The sequence below is a fragment of the Halpernia humi genome (assembly GCF_900108025.1).
In the GTDB taxonomy this organism is placed as follows: domain Bacteria; phylum Bacteroidota; class Bacteroidia; order Flavobacteriales; family Weeksellaceae; genus Halpernia; species Halpernia humi.
The window spans coordinates 669,731-689,237 of sequence record NZ_FNUS01000001.1 but is presented as its reverse complement, the minus strand read 5'-3'; the positions used below and the strand labels follow the sequence as shown (position 1 = coordinate 689,237).

At 32.7% G+C, this 19,507-nt stretch carries 19 protein-coding genes; 5 read left to right on the top strand and 14 right to left on the bottom strand.

All coding sequences use genetic code 11. The features are described from left to right. Positions 1-93: 93 nt before the first annotated feature. From C4S29_RS03235 to C4S29_RS03220, 4 genes are read right to left on the bottom strand one after another with little or no spacing between them, the layout of a single operon-like run. Positions 94-546, bottom strand: coding sequence for a hypothetical protein (locus C4S29_RS03235; protein ID WP_146063247.1), 453 nt, complete (start codon positions 544-546; stop codon positions 94-96). Between the two features lie 28 nt (positions 547-574). Continuing rightward, a complete protein-coding gene (locus tag C4S29_RS03230) occupies positions 575-865 on the bottom strand; it encodes a GNAT family N-acetyltransferase (protein ID WP_103912677.1) in 291 nt (96 codons plus the stop codon). Between the two features lie 10 nt (positions 866-875). Next, entirely contained in the window at positions 876-1,082 is a 207-nt protein-coding gene (locus tag C4S29_RS03225; protein WP_103912676.1) for a (4Fe-4S)-binding protein, read from the bottom strand. A 2-nt stretch (positions 1,083-1,084) separates the two neighbouring features. Then, positions 1,085-1,660 carry a TMEM175 family protein gene (locus C4S29_RS03220; RefSeq protein ID WP_103912675.1) on the bottom strand — a complete coding sequence of 192 codons (576 nt, stop codon included), beginning with the start codon at positions 1,658-1,660 and terminating at the stop codon, positions 1,085-1,087. A 434-nt stretch (positions 1,661-2,094) separates the two neighbouring features. On the opposite strand from C4S29_RS03220, the gene C4S29_RS03215 reads away from it, so the two are divergent. Further along, positions 2,095-2,910 (top strand): sugar-binding protein, encoded by an 816-nt coding sequence (locus C4S29_RS03215; protein WP_221405506.1) that lies wholly within the window; start codon positions 2,095-2,097, stop codon positions 2,908-2,910. 344 nt (positions 2,911-3,254) lie between these two features. Here C4S29_RS03215 and C4S29_RS03210 read toward each other — a convergent pair whose 3' ends face one another. The 5 genes from C4S29_RS03210 to C4S29_RS03190 form a co-directional block, all read right to left on the bottom strand. Then, positions 3,255-4,643, bottom strand: a complete 1,389-nt coding sequence (locus C4S29_RS03210; RefSeq protein ID WP_103912673.1) for an MFS transporter — start codon at positions 4,641-4,643, stop codon at positions 3,255-3,257. Between the two features lie 134 nt (positions 4,644-4,777). Beyond that, the gene (asnB, locus tag C4S29_RS03205; protein ID WP_103912672.1) at positions 4,778-6,451 is read right to left on the bottom strand and encodes an asparagine synthase B; all 1,674 of its coding nucleotides are present in this window, start codon (positions 6,449-6,451) and stop codon (positions 4,778-4,780) included. A gap of 108 nt (positions 6,452-6,559) precedes the next feature. Further along, positions 6,560-7,615 (bottom strand): AlbA family DNA-binding domain-containing protein, encoded by a 1,056-nt coding sequence (locus C4S29_RS03200; RefSeq protein WP_103912671.1) that lies wholly within the window; start codon positions 7,613-7,615, stop codon positions 6,560-6,562. After that, positions 7,602-8,015 (bottom strand): hypothetical protein, encoded by a 414-nt coding sequence (locus tag C4S29_RS03195; RefSeq protein ID WP_103912670.1) that lies wholly within the window; start codon positions 8,013-8,015, stop codon positions 7,602-7,604. Before C4S29_RS03195 ends, C4S29_RS03200 begins: the two co-directional genes overlap by 14 nt. A 45-nt stretch (positions 8,016-8,060) precedes the next feature. After that, on the bottom strand, positions 8,061-9,263 hold the full coding sequence (locus tag C4S29_RS03190; protein WP_103912669.1) for an RsmB/NOP family class I SAM-dependent RNA methyltransferase: 1,203 nt from the start codon (positions 9,261-9,263) through the stop codon (positions 8,061-8,063). A gap of 857 nt (positions 9,264-10,120) precedes the next feature. On the opposite strand from C4S29_RS03190, the gene C4S29_RS03185 reads away from it, so the two are divergent. After that, the gene (locus tag C4S29_RS03185; protein WP_103912668.1) at positions 10,121-10,453 is read left to right on the top strand and encodes a zinc ribbon domain-containing protein YjdM; all 333 of its coding nucleotides are present in this window, start codon (positions 10,121-10,123) and stop codon (positions 10,451-10,453) included. A 162-nt stretch (positions 10,454-10,615) separates the two neighbouring features. On the opposite strand, the gene C4S29_RS03180 is transcribed toward C4S29_RS03185, so the two are convergent. After that, a complete protein-coding gene (locus tag C4S29_RS03180) occupies positions 10,616-11,551 on the bottom strand; it encodes a sulfate/molybdate ABC transporter ATP-binding protein (RefSeq protein WP_103912667.1) in 936 nt (311 codons plus the stop codon). 77 nt (positions 11,552-11,628) lie between these two features. Between C4S29_RS03180 and C4S29_RS03175 the strand changes: the two genes are divergently transcribed. After that, a complete protein-coding gene (locus C4S29_RS03175) occupies positions 11,629-12,288 on the top strand; it encodes a YceI family protein (protein WP_103912666.1) in 660 nt (219 codons plus the stop codon). A gap of 107 nt (positions 12,289-12,395) precedes the next feature. Next, complete coding sequence (gene pheS / locus C4S29_RS03170; protein ID WP_103913026.1) at positions 12,396-13,406, top strand: phenylalanine--tRNA ligase subunit alpha; 1,011 nt, start codon at positions 12,396-12,398, stop codon at positions 13,404-13,406. Positions 13,407-13,510: 104 nt separating this feature from the next. On the opposite strand, the gene C4S29_RS03165 is transcribed toward pheS, so the two are convergent. Genes C4S29_RS03165 through C4S29_RS03155 form a run of 3 tightly spaced genes read right to left on the bottom strand, consistent with a single transcriptional unit; the run spans position 13,511 to position 16,111 of the window. Next, positions 13,511-14,356: an isoaspartyl peptidase/L-asparaginase gene (locus tag C4S29_RS03165; RefSeq protein WP_103912665.1), complete on the bottom strand. Its 846-nt coding sequence runs from the start codon at positions 14,354-14,356 to the stop codon at positions 13,511-13,513. A gap of 60 nt (positions 14,357-14,416) precedes the next feature. After that, on the bottom strand, positions 14,417-15,190 hold the full coding sequence (locus C4S29_RS03160) for a Rossmann-fold NAD(P)-binding domain-containing protein (RefSeq protein ID WP_103912664.1): 774 nt from the start codon (positions 15,188-15,190) through the stop codon (positions 14,417-14,419). A gap of 33 nt (positions 15,191-15,223) precedes the next feature. Next, positions 15,224-16,111: a cyanophycinase gene (locus C4S29_RS03155; RefSeq protein WP_103912663.1), complete on the bottom strand. Its 888-nt coding sequence runs from the start codon at positions 16,109-16,111 to the stop codon at positions 15,224-15,226. 199 nt (positions 16,112-16,310) lie between these two features. Between C4S29_RS03155 and cphA the strand changes: the two genes are divergently transcribed. Beyond that, complete coding sequence (cphA, locus tag C4S29_RS03150) at positions 16,311-18,935, top strand: cyanophycin synthetase (RefSeq protein ID WP_103912662.1); 2,625 nt, start codon at positions 16,311-16,313, stop codon at positions 18,933-18,935. Between the two features lie 65 nt (positions 18,936-19,000). Here the strand turns inward: cphA and C4S29_RS03145 are convergent, their stop codons facing one another. Next, positions 19,001-19,498, bottom strand: coding sequence for a hypothetical protein (locus tag C4S29_RS03145; protein WP_103912661.1), 498 nt, complete (start codon positions 19,496-19,498; stop codon positions 19,001-19,003). Positions 19,499-19,507 lie beyond the last annotated feature (9 nt).

Here is a 19,507-nt window from a genome sequence, read left to right as displayed (position 1 = left end):
AAATTAGTTTTCACAAATATAGTTTTAAAAATTATTTTAAAAAAAAAGCCTTTCAAAAAAATTGAAAGGCTTAAAGTTTATTTTGAAATTTTTTTACATTGAATCACCTCCAAAAAGTGGTTTTGCATCTTTTAAAGTTCTTAAAACATAACCTTTCCAAGAAATTAATTCATAATTTCCGTCCGTCCAAGTGTAATTTCCTTCGGTGCCTTTTCGGTTGAGAATGGTCCCAATTTTTTGGTTGGACAAAAATATTTCAGCTTTCGATTGGTCTTCATTAAAAACCAGATAGGCTTTTTCTTTACTGCCTTCTACTAAAGAATTTAATGTAATTGCATCTTTATCGTGCATTATTGGTGTTTCGGCAGCGAGAGAATCTTTCGCCAGATTATTTTCATAATCCATCACGTGGGCCATTGGGTTTACTACAGTTGAGTCTTTTTGGATGGCTGCTTGTTGCTCGTTTTCTTTTGGTTTTTCTTTTTTGCAAGAATGTAAAGTTGATATTACCATCAATACTGCGATGGAGAAATATTTAGTTTTCATTGTTTTAATTTTTTTTAAGAGAGTAAAATTAATCTTTAATAAAAACATCATTCACAGATTCATCTTTTTCTAACAACGATTTAGCAAAAGGACAAGATGCTTTTATTTTTTTACCTTCTGTTCGTGCGAAATCTACTGCAGCAGCAAGCAGATGTTTGCCAATTCCTTTTCCTTCAAATTTTGACTCAACTTCAGTGTGTACAATAATAAAGGTAAGAAAGTTTTGCCACTCATATTGCATGAGACCTGCTATTTCGCCATCATAACGGGCGTAAAATTCACCAAAATTTTGATTGTTTTTATGTTCTATTTGCAACATTTTTTAATTTTTATTTTTTAATACTTAATGCTCCTGAAGGGCATTTTGCGACTTGTGCTAAAATTTCTTCCGTACTTGCATTTTCAGGTTTTACCCAAGGTTTTTCTTTTGGATGATAAACTTTTGGCAGCGTTTTTACGCAAATTCCGGAATGGATGCAAAGATCGGGTTGCCAAATAATAGTAACTTCTCCGTTGTGATATTCGTGTTTTTTCATTGCTAATGTTTTACTTGTTTTTCTATTCGTCTATCAGGAATCAGCCAAATTATTGCGACTGTAAAAAATAAAATTAGTGAAATTTTCGGATAAAAAAAAGAAATTGCGATACCAATTAAATAAAGGGCTGTAGAAGCCATTTCTTTTGTATAATTCTTAATAGCCTTTGCAATTAGAGAATCTTTTCCTTCAGAATCCATTGCTGCTTTTTGCACAATATTAAATGAAACTGCACACAGAAAAAGATTTATGCCATAAACTGCAACTGTGTTTTGTTCAAAATGATTTTCACCCATCCAAGCAGTAGAAAATGGAATTAATGAAAGAAAAAACAGCAATGTTAAATTAGCCCAAAGTATTTTGCCATTTACTTTTTCCACGATTTGAAATAAATGGTGGTGGTTATTCCAATAAATTCCGACATAAATAAAACTAAGCAAATAAGATATAAATTTCGGAATCAGATGGTTTAATGCTTGAAATGTACCATCTTCTGGAACTTTTAATTCTAAAACCATAATGGTAATTATTATCGCTAAAACGCCATCGCTAAAGGCTTCTAATCTTCCGGTTTTCATTTTTTCATAATTTAATTACCCCAAATATAGTTTTTTAAGCTTATTTTTAGATAATAAATATGTTTTTGATTATGAAAAAAAATAGTTTTTAGGCGTTTTAAGTTTAATAACAATTAAAGGTAGCAAAAAAAAAATTAGCCAAAAACTACAGAAACTTCTGCAACTGTAAACCTAAAAAAAGCAACAAAAAAACCACAGAAAATTCTAAAGTGAATGCTTTTCGAAAATCTTTGGTTGAGTAGTTGCGACTATTATTTGCGGTAAAATTTTCGAAGGACAGAATAATCTTAAACATTTTTAAACTTAATTTTTTCTTGCAAAATATCCCAATTATTTGGTTAGGAAAAAGACAAGAATCTTAATTTTAAGAAATAAATTTTCTAATTTCACAAAAGATAAAACATATAAAACTTAACTTCGTAAAAAAAAATATAGTGGCTATTTTACAAAAAATTAAATTAAATATTAGGGTTTTACTATTGATTTGCAGTAGTTTATGTTTTACAACAAACTGTAGTAATGCAAAAGTATTGAATGCTAAAAAGTCTAGTCTTGAAAATTCTGATTTAGTAATTTCTAAAGATGAAGGCAATTTTGAAGCTCATCAAACAAAACATCCAATTTTAGTAGACGGTTTTGCTAAAGAACCTATTTGGGGAAAATCACCATGGTATAGCATGAATTATTTATGGATGGGAAAACCTGTAAATCCAGAAGATTATTATGGTAAATTTAAATTGGCATGGGATAAAAATTATCTTTATATTTTGGTAGAAATTACTGACGATTATCTTAACCCAACATTAAAAGATGGGATGGAAAATTACTGGAAAGGTGATTGTGTAGAAGTATTTTTAGACGAGGATAAATCTGGTGGAGATCACCAATACAACCACCAAGCATTTGCTTATCATGTTACCACAGAAGGACATATTATAGACTTTGGCGTGAAGAAAAAACCTATTTTTTTAGATAACAATATCAAGGTAAAAATATCAAAAGAAAACAATAAATACACTTGGGAAATGGCAGTAAAAATTTATGATAAAAATTTTTCCGAAGACTCAAATAGTAACAAACCAGTAAAACTTTTTCTTGGCAAAAATCTAGGATTTTCGATCAGTTATGGAGATAATGATGGGAACAAAACGAGAGAAAATTTTATGGGCTCTAAAAGATCGCACGGTCAAAACAATGATGAAGGCTATAAAAATGCAGATGTTTTTGGAAGCGTTTTATTGGTGAAATAATTTACTTTATGTCTGTGATTCATCATAAATGTTTTTTATTGTTTAAGGTCTTTGCTAAGTGAAATCAAAGATTCGACGAAGTCAAACGCCTTTGCAACCTTAAAAACATGATTTAGACAGAGAATCATTAAAAATCTTTGCGTTCTTCGCGTTAAAAATTAGCATTATGGTTGAAAGCGGACGTCCAAAAATAATTTTTATAGATCAGAATTTTTGTTTAACTTTAAATTGCTGGAAATAAATAACCGGCAAAAATCTTTTGTTCTTAAATAAATGCAAATAATTATTTGATTTTTCTTTTAAGATAGAATAGCCAATCGCTATTTGTTTTTTATCAAATTTTGTTATTGCGATTTCATATTATCACCATCACGAAAGTGCAAACGTCGAAATACAAAACCGGAAAGAACCGTTAAAGTTCCTATAGTTAAAAAAGTATTTCTAAACGCTTCGTGGATTTCTATGCTTTCTATATTTTGATAAAATCTTAAAATCGCTAATCCAATCGTAATCCCAAAACCAATCGCAATTTGTTGATTTACAGAAAGTAAAGAATTTCCACTACTAGTTTGATCATTTCTTAAATCTGCAATTGCAATGGTGTTCATCGCCGTAAAATGGATTGAATTAAAAAATCCTAAAGCCGCAACTGATGGTAAAAACCAATAAATAGACGTATTAATTCCCGGTATTGCCATTGTTAAAATTAAAAAACCAATGATAAAAGAATTGAACATTAACGTATTTCGATAGCCAAAATAATTTAAAATTGATATTACAGCAGATTTCCCGAACATTGCCGTTAAAGCCATCGGTGCCACAATCCACCCAGAAACTACGGCCGATTGTCCGTAAGCAATCTGAATCATAAACGGTATCAAAAGTGGAATAGAACTGATTCCTAATCTACAGGCTAAATTTCCTAAAATCCCCACACGAAAAGTTCTGACAAGAAATAAATTTAAAGGAAAAATGACATCTTTTGTCTTTCTCGCATATCTATAATAGTAGTAAAGAAGGAGAAATCCTAAAATAAAAATCAATAAAATAAAACTTAGATTTTTGGTTTTACCCATTAATTCTAAAGAAATTGAAAGTAAAAGTGCGGCGGAAGCGAATATTAAAAGCCCTTTAAAATCGAAATGCGTGATTTTTGACACATAATTTGGTAAAAATTTGATGCCCAAAATAATTCCTAAAAGTCCGATTGGTAAATTGATGATAAAAATCCAATGCCAAGAAAGATAATCCACCAAATAACCACCAACTAAAGGTCCCAAAACCGGCCCGATTAAAGCAGGAATTGTGGCAAAATTCATGGCTTTTAGTAATTCAGATTTGTTAAATGCTTTTATCAAAGCCAATTTTCCGACAGGCGTCATCAAGGCGCCGCCTAAACCTTGAATCACGCGCGAAACTACCATTTGATCTAGGTTGTGAGAAAGTGCACAAAATAATGAACCAAGACTAAACAAAATTAGCGATAAAATAAAAATTTTTCTAGTTCCAAATTTATCTGCTAAAAACCCGCTCACAGGCATAAACAAAGCCAAGGTCAAAACATAACTGATAATGGCATTTTGCATATTGAGCGGCGATTCTTTAAAATCTAAAGCAATTGCCGGTAAAGCAGTGTTAAGCACCGTAGAATCTAACATTTGCATAAAAAACGCAGTCGCCAAAATCCATGGCAAATATTTTTTTACAGCTGGATCGAGATTCGATTTTATCATGCAGCAAAATTAAGATTTTTGTAATAATTCGGTCTTTTTTTTATTAGATAAATAAATTTGCGATGATAGAGAAAACAAAAAACCCGCTCTGAAAAACGGGTTTTTTTTTAAAGTTTTAATAATTAATTATCAAATTAGGCTTTGTAAGATTCGTCATGCACATTTACAGCGCGACCACTTGGGTCGTTGGCATTTTTGAACGCTTCATCCCATTCTAGCGCAATTGGTGTAGAACAAGCCACAGAAGGAACAGAAGGAACAGTTGCTGCCGCCGTTTCACTTGGGAAATGTTCTTCAAAAATAGTTCTGTATCTGTATTCTTCTTTATTTTGAGGCGTATTTAAAGGAAAACGGAATTTCGCATTGGCCATCATTTCATCTGTCACCTCATTTTCAGCCACCTCTTTTAAAGAATCAATCCATGAATAACCAACGCCATCAGAAAATTGTTCTTTTTGTCGCCAAGCAATACTTTCTGGAAGCAAATCTTCAAAGGCTTTTCTCAAAACCCATTTTTCCATTTTTCCTTCGGCTTTGTTGATCATCTTATCTTTCGGATTCACGTTCATCGCAACATCCATAAATTCTTTATCTAAAAACGGAACGCGGCCTTCAATTCCCCAACTCATCAAAGATTTATTGGCACGAAGACAATCGTATAAATGTAATTTTCCTAATTTTCTGACTGTTTCTTCATGAAATGCTTGCGGGTTTGGTGCTTTGTGAAAATACAAATAACCACCAAAAAGTTCATCACTGCCTTCACCAGAAAGTACCATTTTAATTCCCATAGATTTAATCACTCTCGCCAAAAGATACATCGGCGTAGAAGCACGAATAGTCGTAACATCGTAAGTTTCTAAATAATAAATCACATCACGAACTGCATCTAAACCTTCCTGAACGGTGAAGTGAACTTCATGATGAACAGAACCAATGTGATCGGCTGCTTTTTGCGCGGCAACTAAATCCGGTGAACCTTCTAAACCAACCGCAAAACTATGTAATCTCGGATACCACGCTTCTTGAGTGTCGCCACTTTCAATTCTGTTTCGGGAATATTTTGCAGTTACTGCGGCAATAATTGAAGAATCTAAACCACCAGAAAGCAACACGCCGTAAGGAACGTCGCTCATCAATTGTCTGTGAACGGCGTCTTCCAAAGATTTTCTGATTGCAGAAATATCCGTAACATTATCTTTTACATTGTCGTAATTTTCCCAATCTCTTTTGTACCATTGCTGCAATTCAAAACCATCTTCGCTGTAAAGAAAATGTCCTGGTAAAAATGTTTCGATCGTTTTGCAAACGCCTTCTAACGCTTTTAGTTCTGAAGCGACAAAATAATTTCCGTTTTTATCCCAACCTTGATATAATGGGCAAATTCCCATGTGATCTCTTCCAACTAAGTAAATATCTTTTTCGGTATCATAAAGTGCGAAGGCGAAAATTCCGTTTAATTTATCTAAAAAATCCTTGCCGTCTCTTTTATATAAAGCCAAAATGATTTCACAATCAGATTCGGTTAAAAACTCATAATCAGGAAATTCTTTTCGTAATTCTTTATGATTGTAAATCTCGCCATTTACGGCTAAAACTACAGTTCCGTCTTTTGTGAATAAAGGTTGTTTCCCAGAAGTAGGATCTACGATTGCTAATCTTTCATGGGAAAAAATAGTTTTTTCATTTTGAAAAATCCCGCTCCAATCTGGACCACGGTGTCTAATTTTTTTTGACATTTCTAAAACCTGAGGTCTTAGACTTTCTGTTTTTTGCTTTGCATCAAACAAGCATACAATTCCGCACATATCTATTTATTCTATTTATTCTTAATTTTAAGTTGCAAATTTACAATTACAAAGGAGAAATGAAAATTTATTTTTATGTATTACGTTAGAATTTATATTTTAAAATATTTAATTCTTATTCCAATGAATTAAGCAATAATTAACTAATTCTTGTAGATCCTCTATTAATACACTTGATGTTATTGTGCGGATATAAAATTCTTTTTTTTCATCTCGTTTATTTAATAAAAAAAACGGAACATCACTTGGTTTTACTTTTATTGAAAAAAATGGTTTTTCATAATCGAAATTAAAATCTGCAATTATGTAATTATATACGCTTTTATCAAAAAATTGAAATAATAAATTTTCAAACTCTAATCTGAAAAAATCAAATTTATCTTCTTTATTACTCAATGAAAAATCATCATCTAATCCTACTATTTCTCCTTCATTATTTACGCCAATAAATAAAATACCACCATTAGAATTTAGAAAACTACAAATTACTTTTGCAATAATATTTTTTACTCCAATTGATGCTGAATTTGTTTTAAAGTTATATAATAATGCCGGTTTATATTCTACAAAAGAATTTTCGCCTTGTTTAAAGGAAGATTTAATTAAATCTTTTTCTTTAATTAAATCTTCTTTTTCTTTAAAAGTTAACCACCAATATGCGTCTGATTTATCACTAAAATCAAAAGAAGTTTCTAAAATATCAAAAGTAGTTGGCTCGTCTTCCGTGTAACCTTCTTCCCATTCTTGTTTATTACAATATGTTATTGTTTTTGGATTTTCTATATCAAATTTACTTTCTTTATAAAATTCCATTTCCATTGACAATCCTAATGCAATTGCATCATAGAAATTTGAATCATAAATTCCAAAATAATCAATTTCATAAAACTCAATTTCATCAAAAGTAAATTGAATCGCTAAACCATAATTAAATTTTAAATCAATTGTTTCATTATTTACGATAATAGAAGTTTCATTTTGAAAAGTTTTATTAAAATCAATTTTGAAATCTTCTACCAATAATTTTATAAAACTATTAAAATAATTATATGCTTTTTTCCTTGCAGCAAATACATTTTTATCATCTGTAAAATATTCAGAACAAATTTCTTGATATTTCCTATTTTCAGATAAGAAATTTCCTTTAACCCTATATTTTATCATCCTTTTTTACCCAATAATGGTTAATATTTAACTTACCTAATTGTGGAACAATATTTCCAATTGTTTTTTTTATCAATTCGTCATCTGGATGCGCAATTCCGTAAATATTTTTTGGATTTTTATTTAAATCGGACATAATTTTCACTAATGCTCTTCCAAAATGAGATTTTATTTGGTTACTATCAAAAAAATCTCTTTTCTTGGTGGGCGAATAAGAATTGGCTTTTGCACCTTTTGCTTCAATTATTAATGTTTTCCCATTTTTTTCTGCTTCAATATCGTGTCCTTTTGTCTGACCAAAACATTGATTAATGATTTCCCAACCTTCTTTTTCTAATTGTTCAGAAAGTATTTTTACAACTTCATCTTCAGTTAATTTTTCGTCCCAATTGTTTTTCATATTATTTTAATTCAATTCTAATTCATTTCCTTAAAGTTGAATCTACTATTTCCGCTCTATCAAAGCCATATAAAACCCATCATAACCTTGCGAAGGCATTATTTTGTCTTCTTTTACCAAAGCATAATCAGCGTTATTTTTCAAAAATAAATCCACTTGTTCGCGGTTTTCAGAAGGTAAAATTGAGCAAGTTGCGTAAATCATTTTTCCGCCTTTTTTGATGATTTTAGAATAATCCTGCAAAATTTGTTGCTGCTCTTTTTTGATTCTGTCTAAGAAATCTTGGTCGAGTTTCCATTTAGAATCTGGGTTTCTTTTCAAAACTCCGAGACCAGAACATGGCGCGTCAATCAGCAATCTATCGGCAGTTCCGTGTAATCTTTTGATGACTTTTGTGTCTTCAATCAAGCGTGTTTCAATGTTTTGTGCGCCTGCTCTTCTGGCGCGGCGTTTAAGTTCTGCCAATTTCCAAGCATAAATATCCAAAGCGATGATCTGACCTTTATTTTTCATTAAAGAAGCCAAATGCAATGTTTTTCCACCCGCTCCGGCGCAAGCATCTACCACTCTTTGACCTTCTTGAACGTCTAAAAATTCACCAATTTTTTGCGAAGAAGCATCTTGAACTTCAAACAAACCATCTTTAAAAGCGGTCGTTAAAAACACATTTTTTTTCTCTTCCAATTGCACCGCATCCGGATAATTTTTAATCGAAAAAGCAATCACTTCTTCATCTTTTAAATCCGAAATTAATTCTTTTGCCGTAGTTTTAAGCGTATTGGCACGTAAAACCGTGGGTGCTTGTTCGTTCAGTGCCGTCATTTCGCGTTCCCAATTTGCACCCAATTCCATCTCGAAAGTTTCTACCAACCAATCAGGAATGGAGTGTTCAAAGGCTTTGGAAGGCACTTTTCCTTTCTTTAATTTAGTTAGAACGTCCGCTACTTTTATGCCATCAAATTCCTCAAATTTTTTATAATGCGTTTTGCTCCAAAGGCAATAGGCGATAATCATTTTGTAAATATTATCGGGTTTTGCATTTTCGCCCATATAATATTCTATCCTTTTTTTCCAGCGGATAATGTTATAAAAAATCTCCGAAACCACTTTTCTATCGGCGCTTCCCCATTTTCTATGAGATTTTAAAAGGCGTTCAATCACTTTATCGGCGTATTTTCTTTCGCCAAAAAAGGTTTCCTGCAAAGCATCGTGAATTCCTATGAGTAAATTTCTGTGTATAAGTTCCATTTCTTGAATTTTAAATTTTAAATTTTAGATTTTAAATTAAGAATAAGACTTAATAATATCAAAATTTTTGCAAAAATACGGCTTTAATTTTTATTATTTTCATGCGTTTTTGAATTCGTAGAATGGTTATTTACTATTTTTTTTGGGCGCCTTTTCCGCCCTCCGTTCCCGCTTCCGCCGCGGCGGAGAGCTCCACTCAGGTCGGGGCGCGGTTTATCGCAATTTTCAACAGAATTTTTTAAAACTTTACTTTAGTTTAGAACTTTATCAGAGTTAAATTCAGAATTTAATTTTTCGCGAAAACCAATTTTATCTAAAATTTTAACGTCGTCTCTAATGCGCGTTTATGGATGAAATCGTTAATAAAAATGAAAAAAACCCTCACAAAGTTCTCGGAAATAATCCCACGCAACTATCCTTGTCAAGGTTCAAAACCTTGACAAGGTTCTGAAAAGAATCAACAAATAGAAAAAACAGACTTTAAAATCTCACGCAACTATCCTTGTCAAGGTTCAAAACCTTGACAAGGTTCTGAAAAGAATCAACAAATAGAAAAAACAGACTTTAAAATCTCACGCAACTATCCTTGTCAAGGTTCAAAACCTTGACAAGGTTCTGAAAAGAATCGACAAATAGAAAAAACAGACTTTAAAATCTCACGCAACTATCCTTGTCAAGGTTCACAACCTTGATAAGGTTCTGAAAAGAATCAACAAATAGAAAAAACAGACTTTAAAATCTCACGCAACTATCCTTGTCAAGGTTCAAAACCTTGACAAGGTTAATTCACATCCAAAATCTTAAATTTTCAAAATAAAAAATTTTCATACTTTTGTTGTCAACTATCAACCAAAACCATGAGCGACCCAATTATTTGCCCGAAATGCCAATCAGAATTTACTTACGAACAAGACGATATAATGGTTTGTTCCCAATGTTTCCACGAATGGAAACTAGGTGAAACGTCTGAAGAAGATAAAATTTTAGATGCCAATGGAAACGAATTGCAAAATGGCGATTCTGTAGTTGTAGTGAAAGATTTACCAGTGAAAGGCGCGCCAAAACCAGTGAAAGCCGGCACGAAAGTAAAAAATATTAGACTTCGCCCAGATTCTGATCACAACATAGATTGCAAAATTGATGGCTTCGGTTCGATGGCTTTAAAATCTGAGTTTGTAAAGAAAGCGTAGTTTTATTATCACAAAATTACAAAGTATCATTTCCAAACTTAGAAAATCAAAAAGAACATAAAGCATGTAAAAATGTTTCGATGTTAATCTTTATAGACTTTTCTTTTTCATTTTTTTAGAAATTCTTTGTGAATTTGTGGTTAAAAAAAAATCGCAAAATATTTAAGGAAATTCTAAAAATATAGTTCCATTTAATTTTTGATCGGAGTAAATCACTAAATTTTTTCCCATTAATTTTACTTTATTCCAATAATGATTTCCTGCAAAACGACTATCTAAAACTTCTGCTTCCAATCCATTTTCTGCAATTTTTATTTCTTGCGGAAAATAGAAATTTTTGTTGAGATTAAAATTTTCTTTTTCTTCGTTCAAAAAAACATTTACTTCACCAAATAATTTTGCAACATACTCATTATAAGGGTTTTGATATGTTTCTTTTGGATCGTCATTTTGTATTAATCGGCCTTCCATTAAGATAATTAATCGGTCGGTCCACGGCATAATTTCCTGAATTTCGTGCGTGGAAATGACGAGAGATAGTTGGTTTTCTTTTACATAAGTGAATAATTTCTCACGCAATTCTATTTTTCGCGAATAATCTAGATTGCTAAAAGGCTCATCTAGAAGCAATAATTTTGGCATTTGAGATAATGCTCTCGCGATCGCCACGCGCTGCTGCTGTCCTCCGCTTAAATATTTTGGTAAAGTTTCAGAAAACTCAGTCATCCCGACTACTTCTAAAAGTTGCCGCACTTTTTCTTTTTTCTCCTTTAAATTGATATTAGACAAGAATTTTCCTACATTTTCGGCGACGGTTGCAAATGGCATTAAATCATAGGTTTGTGCTACCATTTTGATATCAGCCTCACCTGGAACGATATTTTTTTTAGGGCCGAAAAGCTGAACATCATCAAGAATTATCTCTCCTTTTTCCCACTGCAAAAGGCCATAAATAATATTGAGTAAGGTAGATTTTCCACAGCCACTTTCACCAGCCAAAGCGATTATTTTGCCCTTTTCTATCTTTAAATTTAGATTTTGAAAGAGTTTTTTTTCGGGCTGATGCGAAAAGTGCAGATTTTTAATTTCTAAAAGCATATTGCAAAAATAAGACTTTTGTAGATGATATAAAAAACGTTAATTTTGCTACTCATAAAAACACAAAAACATTAAATATGAAATTTAAAAATTCTATTCTTTTTGCGGCGAGTTTTTCGCTTCTCACAATTTATGCCTGCAAGGAAGATAAAAAAGTTGAAAGTGAAATTTCTGCAGTTTCTACAACAAAAAATGGTAAAGTTTTTACAGTTGATAACGCAACAAGTAAGATTGAATGGAAAGGCTACAAAGTGGTTAAAAGCGACAACACAAGCCACATTGGAACTATTGACCTACAAAGTGGTGAAGTTACGATAAAGGATAATAAATTAGAAAGCGGAAAATTTGTTGCAGATATGGCAACGCTTACAAGTGTTGACTTAAAAGATGATGCAGAAAATCTGAATAAATTAAATGGTCATCTCAAAAGCGCTGATTTCTTTGATGTGGAAAAATATCCTACTACAACCTACGAAATTACAAAAGTTTCTGATGCGCCAGAAGGAAGCGATTACAACACAGTTTTAGATGGAAATCTAACGATTAAAGGCATTACAAAACCTGTTCAATTCAACGCAAACGTAAAAATTAACGGAGCAAATGTGATGATTGCAACACAGCCGAAAGATATTAGCAGAAAAGAGTTTGGCGTAGAATTCCAAATGCCTGTGGCAAATGGCCTGATAAAAGATGATATCACCGTTCAAATTGTGGTAAATGCGACCGAAAAAAAATAGTGTTAAATTAAAATTTGGCAAAGTCTGTTTCTAATTTGGAACAGACTTTTTTGTTGGCTTTAATTTTAGCAGAAATATTGTATTTTTGTGGCTTATTAAAAGTAAATATGTTAGAGAATATCGCAGGATTGTTAGATGAAGTGGCACAATTTAAATCTACCAACAAAGATGAAATTGAGCAATTCCGTCTAAAATTTAATGGTAAAAAAGGCGTTTTAAGTGAATTGTTTGAGGCTTTTAAGCAAATTCCCAATGAGCATAAAAAGGAAGCAGGGCAAAAAATAAATGCGCTAAAGCAAGCCTTTCAGCAGAAATATGATGAGTTGAAAAATGCAACTAAAACTGAAGTTGTTTCTGCAGAAGAAGATTTAACGCGGCCAGGTTTTCCGCTAGAATATGGTTCTCGCCACCCAATTAGTTTGGTAAAAAATAGAATTATAGATATTTTTAAATCCATTGGTTTTGCGGTTGCAGACGGGCCAGAAATTGAAGATGATTGGCATAATTTTACCGCTTTAAATTTACCAGAATACCATCCAGCAAGAGATATGCAAGATACTTTTTTTATAGAAAAAGATCCAGATGTTTTGCTAAGAACGCATACTTCTTCGGTACAAATTCGGTATATGGAAGAAAATGAGCCGCCAATTCGGATTTTAGCACCTGGAAGAGTGTTCCGAAATGAGGCAATTTCTTCGCGTTCTCACTGTATTTTCCACCAAATTGAAGGACTTTATATCGATAAAAATGTGAGTTATGCAGATTTAAAACAAACCTTGCAGTTTTTCACGTTAGAATTATTTGGAAAATCTAAAATTAGATTACGACCTTCTTATTTTCCTTTCACCGAACCAAGCGCTGAAGTTGATGTTTACTGGGGTTTAAACTCAGAAACAGATTACAGAATCACGAAAGGAACCGGTTGGTTAGAAATTATGGGTTGCGGAATGGTCGATCCTGCAGTTTTGCAAAACGTAAACATAAATCCGGATGAATTCAGCGGTTTTGCATTCGGAATGGGCATTGAAAGAATTGTGATGTTGCTTCATCAAATGGGCGATATTAGAATGTTTTTTGAGAATGATAAACGAATGTTAGAACAATTTAAAAGTTTGTAATTCAAAAAAATATTTCTCACAGATTTTGCAGATTTTTAATGTATTTAATGGGCAAAATTTGCGCAATCTGTGAGATTAAAAAATATCAACAAAATTTTACAATCTTAATCAAAAACCTCAAAATTTTCTCCATCAAAACTCGCAAAAACCATAGTAGGATAAGAATCTTGGTGAAAAATATTTCCTTTGCTATCAATGGCAATTGCACCCGCAAAACCATCAATTTTTTTTAATTCTTCAAAAGTTTTTTCAAACGCTTTTTCAAGTGAAAATCCGTCAGAAACGCGGATTACAATTTTTGCTGCAGTCGCATTGCTCACTATATCTTCGCCAACGCCGGTGCAACTTACGCCGCAAAATTCATTGGCAAAATTGCCAGCAACTGTTGCAGAATCTGAAATTCTTCCAGGGATTTCAAAACCTTTTCCGCCAGTGGAAGTTGCCGCTGCAATTTTCCCCGATTTATCCAAAGCCACACAACCAACAGTTCCTTTTCTCAAACTTTCTACTTTTGCCAAATATTCTTTTCTGCGTTGCGGAATCTCTGTAGAATAATCTTTAAAACCTTTTTCTGTGGCATAATTTTTTGCACCAATATCGCCCAAAACGCGATCTTCTTCACTTAAAAGTTTTTGCGCAACCAATATCGGATTTTTCACATTTTCAATATTAATAACGCCAGAAAATTTTTGACTTTCGCCGTCCATTATTGCAGCGCTCATTCGGATTACACCGTCACTTTGTATTTGTGAGCCCGTTCCAGCATTATAAAGTTCATCATTTTCAAGCAAAGAAACTGAGTAAGAAACGGTTTCTAAGGCGGTGTGATTTTGCAAAAAATCCCAGGATAATTTCGCGATTTTCTTTAAAGATTCTTGCTTTGCAATTTTTACTTCGCGGCTTTGGTCGCTTTCAGAAAAAAAACCGCCGTGAATTATTATTTTACTCATTTTTAATGCTAGATTTTGAGACGTTAGATATTAGATTTGAGACGTTAGATTCAACTTATTTTAAAATTTTGCAGGATTTGGATGAATGAATTTATAATTGATAGTTTCAATTAATTTTTCCGAAGACACTCTTTTTCCTGTCTTTTGAGCGGTAATTTCTTCGCAATCATTTTGTGTTTGGCACTTAAAAACTTCCAGCTTTGAAGGATGTTTTGGTGCAACTACATTAAATAGTTCTCCTTTAATTTTTACTTTAATTAATTTTAAAATGACTTTGCAAATATCTTCAAAATGCGTGTGATTTACAGATTGATTGGGTTCTGCAATTTCTTTGTTTTGATAATATTTAGAAAAAAATCTGTCTTCGCCCATTAAGCCGCCAAATCGTAAAATATTGATATGTGGATAGATTTCACGCATCAATTTTTCAATGCTAAATATATTTTGATTTAATTGATTTTCTGAAAGTGAATTTTCGGAAATTAATTCATCAATTTGTGGGTAAACCCCTGTGGAACTGCAAAGAAAAAGTTGGTTTTTGTAATCGCCTAAAAAATTTATAATATTTCTAAATCGTTGATTTAGAATGGTTAATGCTGTTCTTTGCGAAAATGGAACGGTAATAATAATTATGTCGCAATTTTTAAATAAATTTTGATAATTGTCTTCCTTCGTATCTGAAAATTCGATTAAAGATGGATGATAATTGTCTTTTTCAAAAATATTCAATTTTCTTTTAGAAGTTGTGGTGCAAAAAATTTCAAATTCTGAAGAAGCTGATTTTGCAATTTTTTCTCCTAACCAACCACAACCGATAATACCTAATTTTCTCATTTTTTAAAGGTAGAAAATTTTTAAGTAAAAAAATTATTTTACGTTTGGAATAGGAGAGTATTGTGAATTATTAATAGTTAATTCTTTGGTTTTTAGATCATAAGAATCATTTAATGACATGACGTGAACCACTAAATTATCTATGGAAATTGGCTGTCCAAGTTCAATATTCGTCAAATTTGTATCTTTAATAAAACGGCCGTCTACAATAATTACAAGTCCAGAACCAATTGTCGTCATCGTCTCATTGTGTATAAATAAGCCGGTGTCTTCGCCGAGACCAATACCCAAAGTTCTTGGATTATTAACCACAGATTGAAATAATCTACCGATTCTGCCGCGCTGCACAAAATGGGTATCAATAATAACGTCATCTATAAAACCCAAACCTTGTGTGGTTTTTATTTCACCTTTTAAAAGGGCTTCGTGCGCAGTGCCTTGGTAAATCATATTTTCTGAGGCAGCTGCAGCGCCGGCTGAAGTTCCTGCGTAGAGAAAATCCTCATTTTCATACTTCTCTAAAAGTGCTTCGTGGAAGCGTGTTCCACCCAAAATTGAAGTTAATCTCAGTTGATCTCCACCTGTGAACATCACAACATCTGCGCCATTTATTCTATCGACAATTTCATCGCTGTTGGCTTGCTCACGGTTTTTAATATCTAAAATATTTACATTTTTTGCACCTAAATATTCAAAGGCTTTTTTATATTCTGGGCCAACAATTTGTGGGATCTGGGAAGCAGTCGCTAAAATTTCTATTACAGAATCGTTTTTAAATTTAGATTCATCTATAATTTTGCGTAAAATACCACGTTCAAAAAAATTGAGATTTTGTTCTACGTTTTGTTCGAAATCTACTTCTGCGAAACTTCCTTTGTTGACTGCGCCACCAATGACGATTAATTTTCCCTTTGGATTCATGACAGCAAATTTAATTAATTTTAGAAAAAGATTTGTTTAAAACTCGTAAATATTAGTATAAATATCACATTTTTCAAATTTTCAATATTTCCGTAACATTAGTACATAATTTTTATAAAAACACTGTTTCGTTTTTCAAAGCTTTACACTATATTTGAAAATAAATAATCATTAATATTCTAAAAGCGATATATTTCCCATGAAAATTGAAAAAATCCAAGTTTTAAGAGGTCCAAATATTTGGAGTATCCGACGCCCTAAACTCATCCAAATGCGCTTGGATTTGGAAGAATTGGAAGATTTTCCCACCAATAAAATTGAAGGTTTTCGGGAAAGGATTGAAGCCCTAATTCCTTCGTTAATTACACATAGATGTTCTGAAGGCGTAGAAGGTGGTTTTTTTTCAAGAATAGAAATGGGAACTTGGATGGGGCATGTGATTGAACATATTGCTTTGGAAATCCAAACTTTAGCAGGCATGGATACTGGTTTTGGAAGAACTCGCGAAACAAAAACAAAAGGTGTTTACAATGTAGTTTTTAGTTATTTAGAAGCGAGAGCGGGTGTTTTTGCGGCGGAAGAATCCGTAAAGATAGCAGAAGCGCTTATCGAGGCGAAAGAGTACGATATTGATGCTTGCATTCATAAATTAAAAGAAATAAGAGAACGCGAAAGATTGGGGCCATCCACAGGAAGTATTGTGGAAGAAGCGGTTTCTAGAAATATCCCTTGGATCAGACTGGGTAGAAATTCTTTGGTGCAACTAGGTTATGGCAAAAATCAGCAAAGGTTTCAAGCGACTATTACAGGTCTTACAAGTTCTATAGCAGTTGATATTGCTTGTAATAAAGAACTTACAAAAAATATGTTGGATGAAGCAGCCATTCCAGTTCCTACAGGAGATTTGGTTGTGGATCAAGAAGATTTAGAAAGGGTAATAAAAAAAATTGGCTACCCAATTGTGATTAAACCTTTAGATGGAAATCACGGAAAAGGCTCTTCTATTAACGTCAACGATTTTGAAACGGCAAAAGTGGGCTTAGAACACGCACAGCAATACGGCCGAAAGGTTATCGTTGAAAAATACATCACAGGTTACGATTTTAGAATTTTAGTGATCAATCATAAAATGGTTGCCGCTGCAAGGCGCGTTCCTGCACATATTGTAGGTGATGGCACAAAAAATATTCAAGAATTAATAGATCTAGAAAACACAGATCCACGCAGAGGCTATGGTCACGAAAATGTTTTAACAGAAATTTTAGTTGAAAAAGATACCAAAGAACTTTTAGAAAAATTGAATTACACCCTTGAAACAGTTCCTCAAAAAGGTGAAATAATTTATTTAAAATCTACTGCAAACCTTTCTACTGGCGGAACTTCTATCGATGTTACCGAAATGGTGCATCCCGAAAATATTATGATGGCGGAAAGAATTTCAAGAATTATAGGTTTGGATGTTTGTGGAATTGATATTATGGCAGAAAATCTAACGCAACCCTTGAAAGACAGTGGCGGCGCAGTTTTAGAAGTAAATGCCGCGCCAGGTTTTAGAATGCATTTGGCGCCGTCTGAAGGTTTACCAAGAAATGTTGCCGCACCAATTGTGGATATGCTTTACCCGCAAGGCAAAGAATTTAGAATACCGATTATTGCAGTAACTGGGACAAACGGAAAAACTACAACGACCAGAATAATCTCCCATATTGTAAAAAATAATGGCTACAGAGTCGGTTTTACGACGTCTGACGGTATTTATATCCAAAATACAATGTTGAGCAAAGGTGATACAACTGGCCCAATTTCGGCAGAATTTGTGCTGAAAGATCCAACCGTTGAGTTTGCGGTTTTGGAAACTGCTCGCGGCGGTATTTTGCGTTCTGGTTTAGGATTTAACACTTGTGATATCGGGGTTTTGACTAATATTAAAGAAGACCATTTGGGTTTAAATGATATTCATTCGTTGAAAGATTTAACCAAAGTAAAGAGGGTTGTTTTAGATAGTATAAAAAAATCTGGATGGGCGGTTTTAAATGCAGATGATGAGTATTCTATGAAAATTGCGACAGATTTACATTGCAAAGTCGCGCTTTTTAGTTTAGATGAAAAAAATCCGCATATTAAGAAAGCCGCAAAAGAAGGGAAAACAACTTGCGTTTACGAAGAGGGCTTTATCACGATCAAAAAAGGCGACTGGAAAATTAGAATTGAACGCGCCATTTTAGTGCCAATCACGATGGAAGGAAAGGCTAAATTTATGATTTCTAATGTTTTGGCAGCGACCTTGGCTTGTTTTCTTTATGGTTTTAAAATAGAAGATATTTCTTTGGCCTTAAAGACTTTCGTGCCAAGTGCAGAACTTACACCGGGAAGATTAAATGTATTTAATTTCAAAAAGTTTAAAGTTTTAATAGATTTTGCTCATAATCCTGCAGGTTATGAGGCCATCGAAGACTATTTGAAATCTGTAGATGCCACCAAAAAAATAGGCATAATTTCTGGCGTGGGTGATAGGAGAGATGAAGACATCCGCGAATGTGGGAAAATTGCAGGGAGAATGTTTGACAATATAATAATCAGAAATGAAAAACATTTACGCGGAAGAGCCGAAGAAGAAATAAATGCTTTAATCATCGATGGGATAAATAGTTCTGGTAGAGAAGTATCCTACGAAATCATCCCTGTTGAAATTGAAGCCTTAAAACACGCGATGAGCATGGCAGAAGAAGGCACTTATATCACGGCTTTGAGCGATGTGGTATCAAATGCGATTGAATTGGTGCAACAATATCAGTTGAAGGAAATGCAGGAAACGCAGGGTTAGAGTTAAAAATTAAAAGCCGTTTCGAGGATTATCGGAACGGCTTATTTTTATATAATTTTCTTTAATTATTTATTAATTTGGTATAAATTTTCTAAAAATTCAATTTTCTTATCTTCCGGCCAAATATCTGTATAGATAAGTAAATTGATAAAATTGTTTGCCACAGAACCAAGAAGAAATACATTATCTGATTTTTTATCATTGTATTTCCAAATAATGTATTTTTTTTCAGAATTTTCCTTAAGTTTTTCAGTATCAATATTATTTGATTTAATATAATCTGAATCCCATTTATAAAATTCTTGCACATTTTCAAAGTCAGATTTTTCCTTTTGATAGAAAGGGTAAGCGTTCTTAGGATTTTTCGCAATTGCAATAATTATTCCTTCTTTGTTTTTAAAAAATATTTGCCCAGAATCATCACTTTTATTTAATTTCTCCCACTTTCCAGGTATTTTTACGTTTCCTGTATTTGTATTTGCATTGGTGAAATCATCCAAATCTTGGCTTAAAATAATATTAGGCAAGAAAAAAAGTAGGGCTAAGAAGATATTTATTTTCATTTTTTTTGA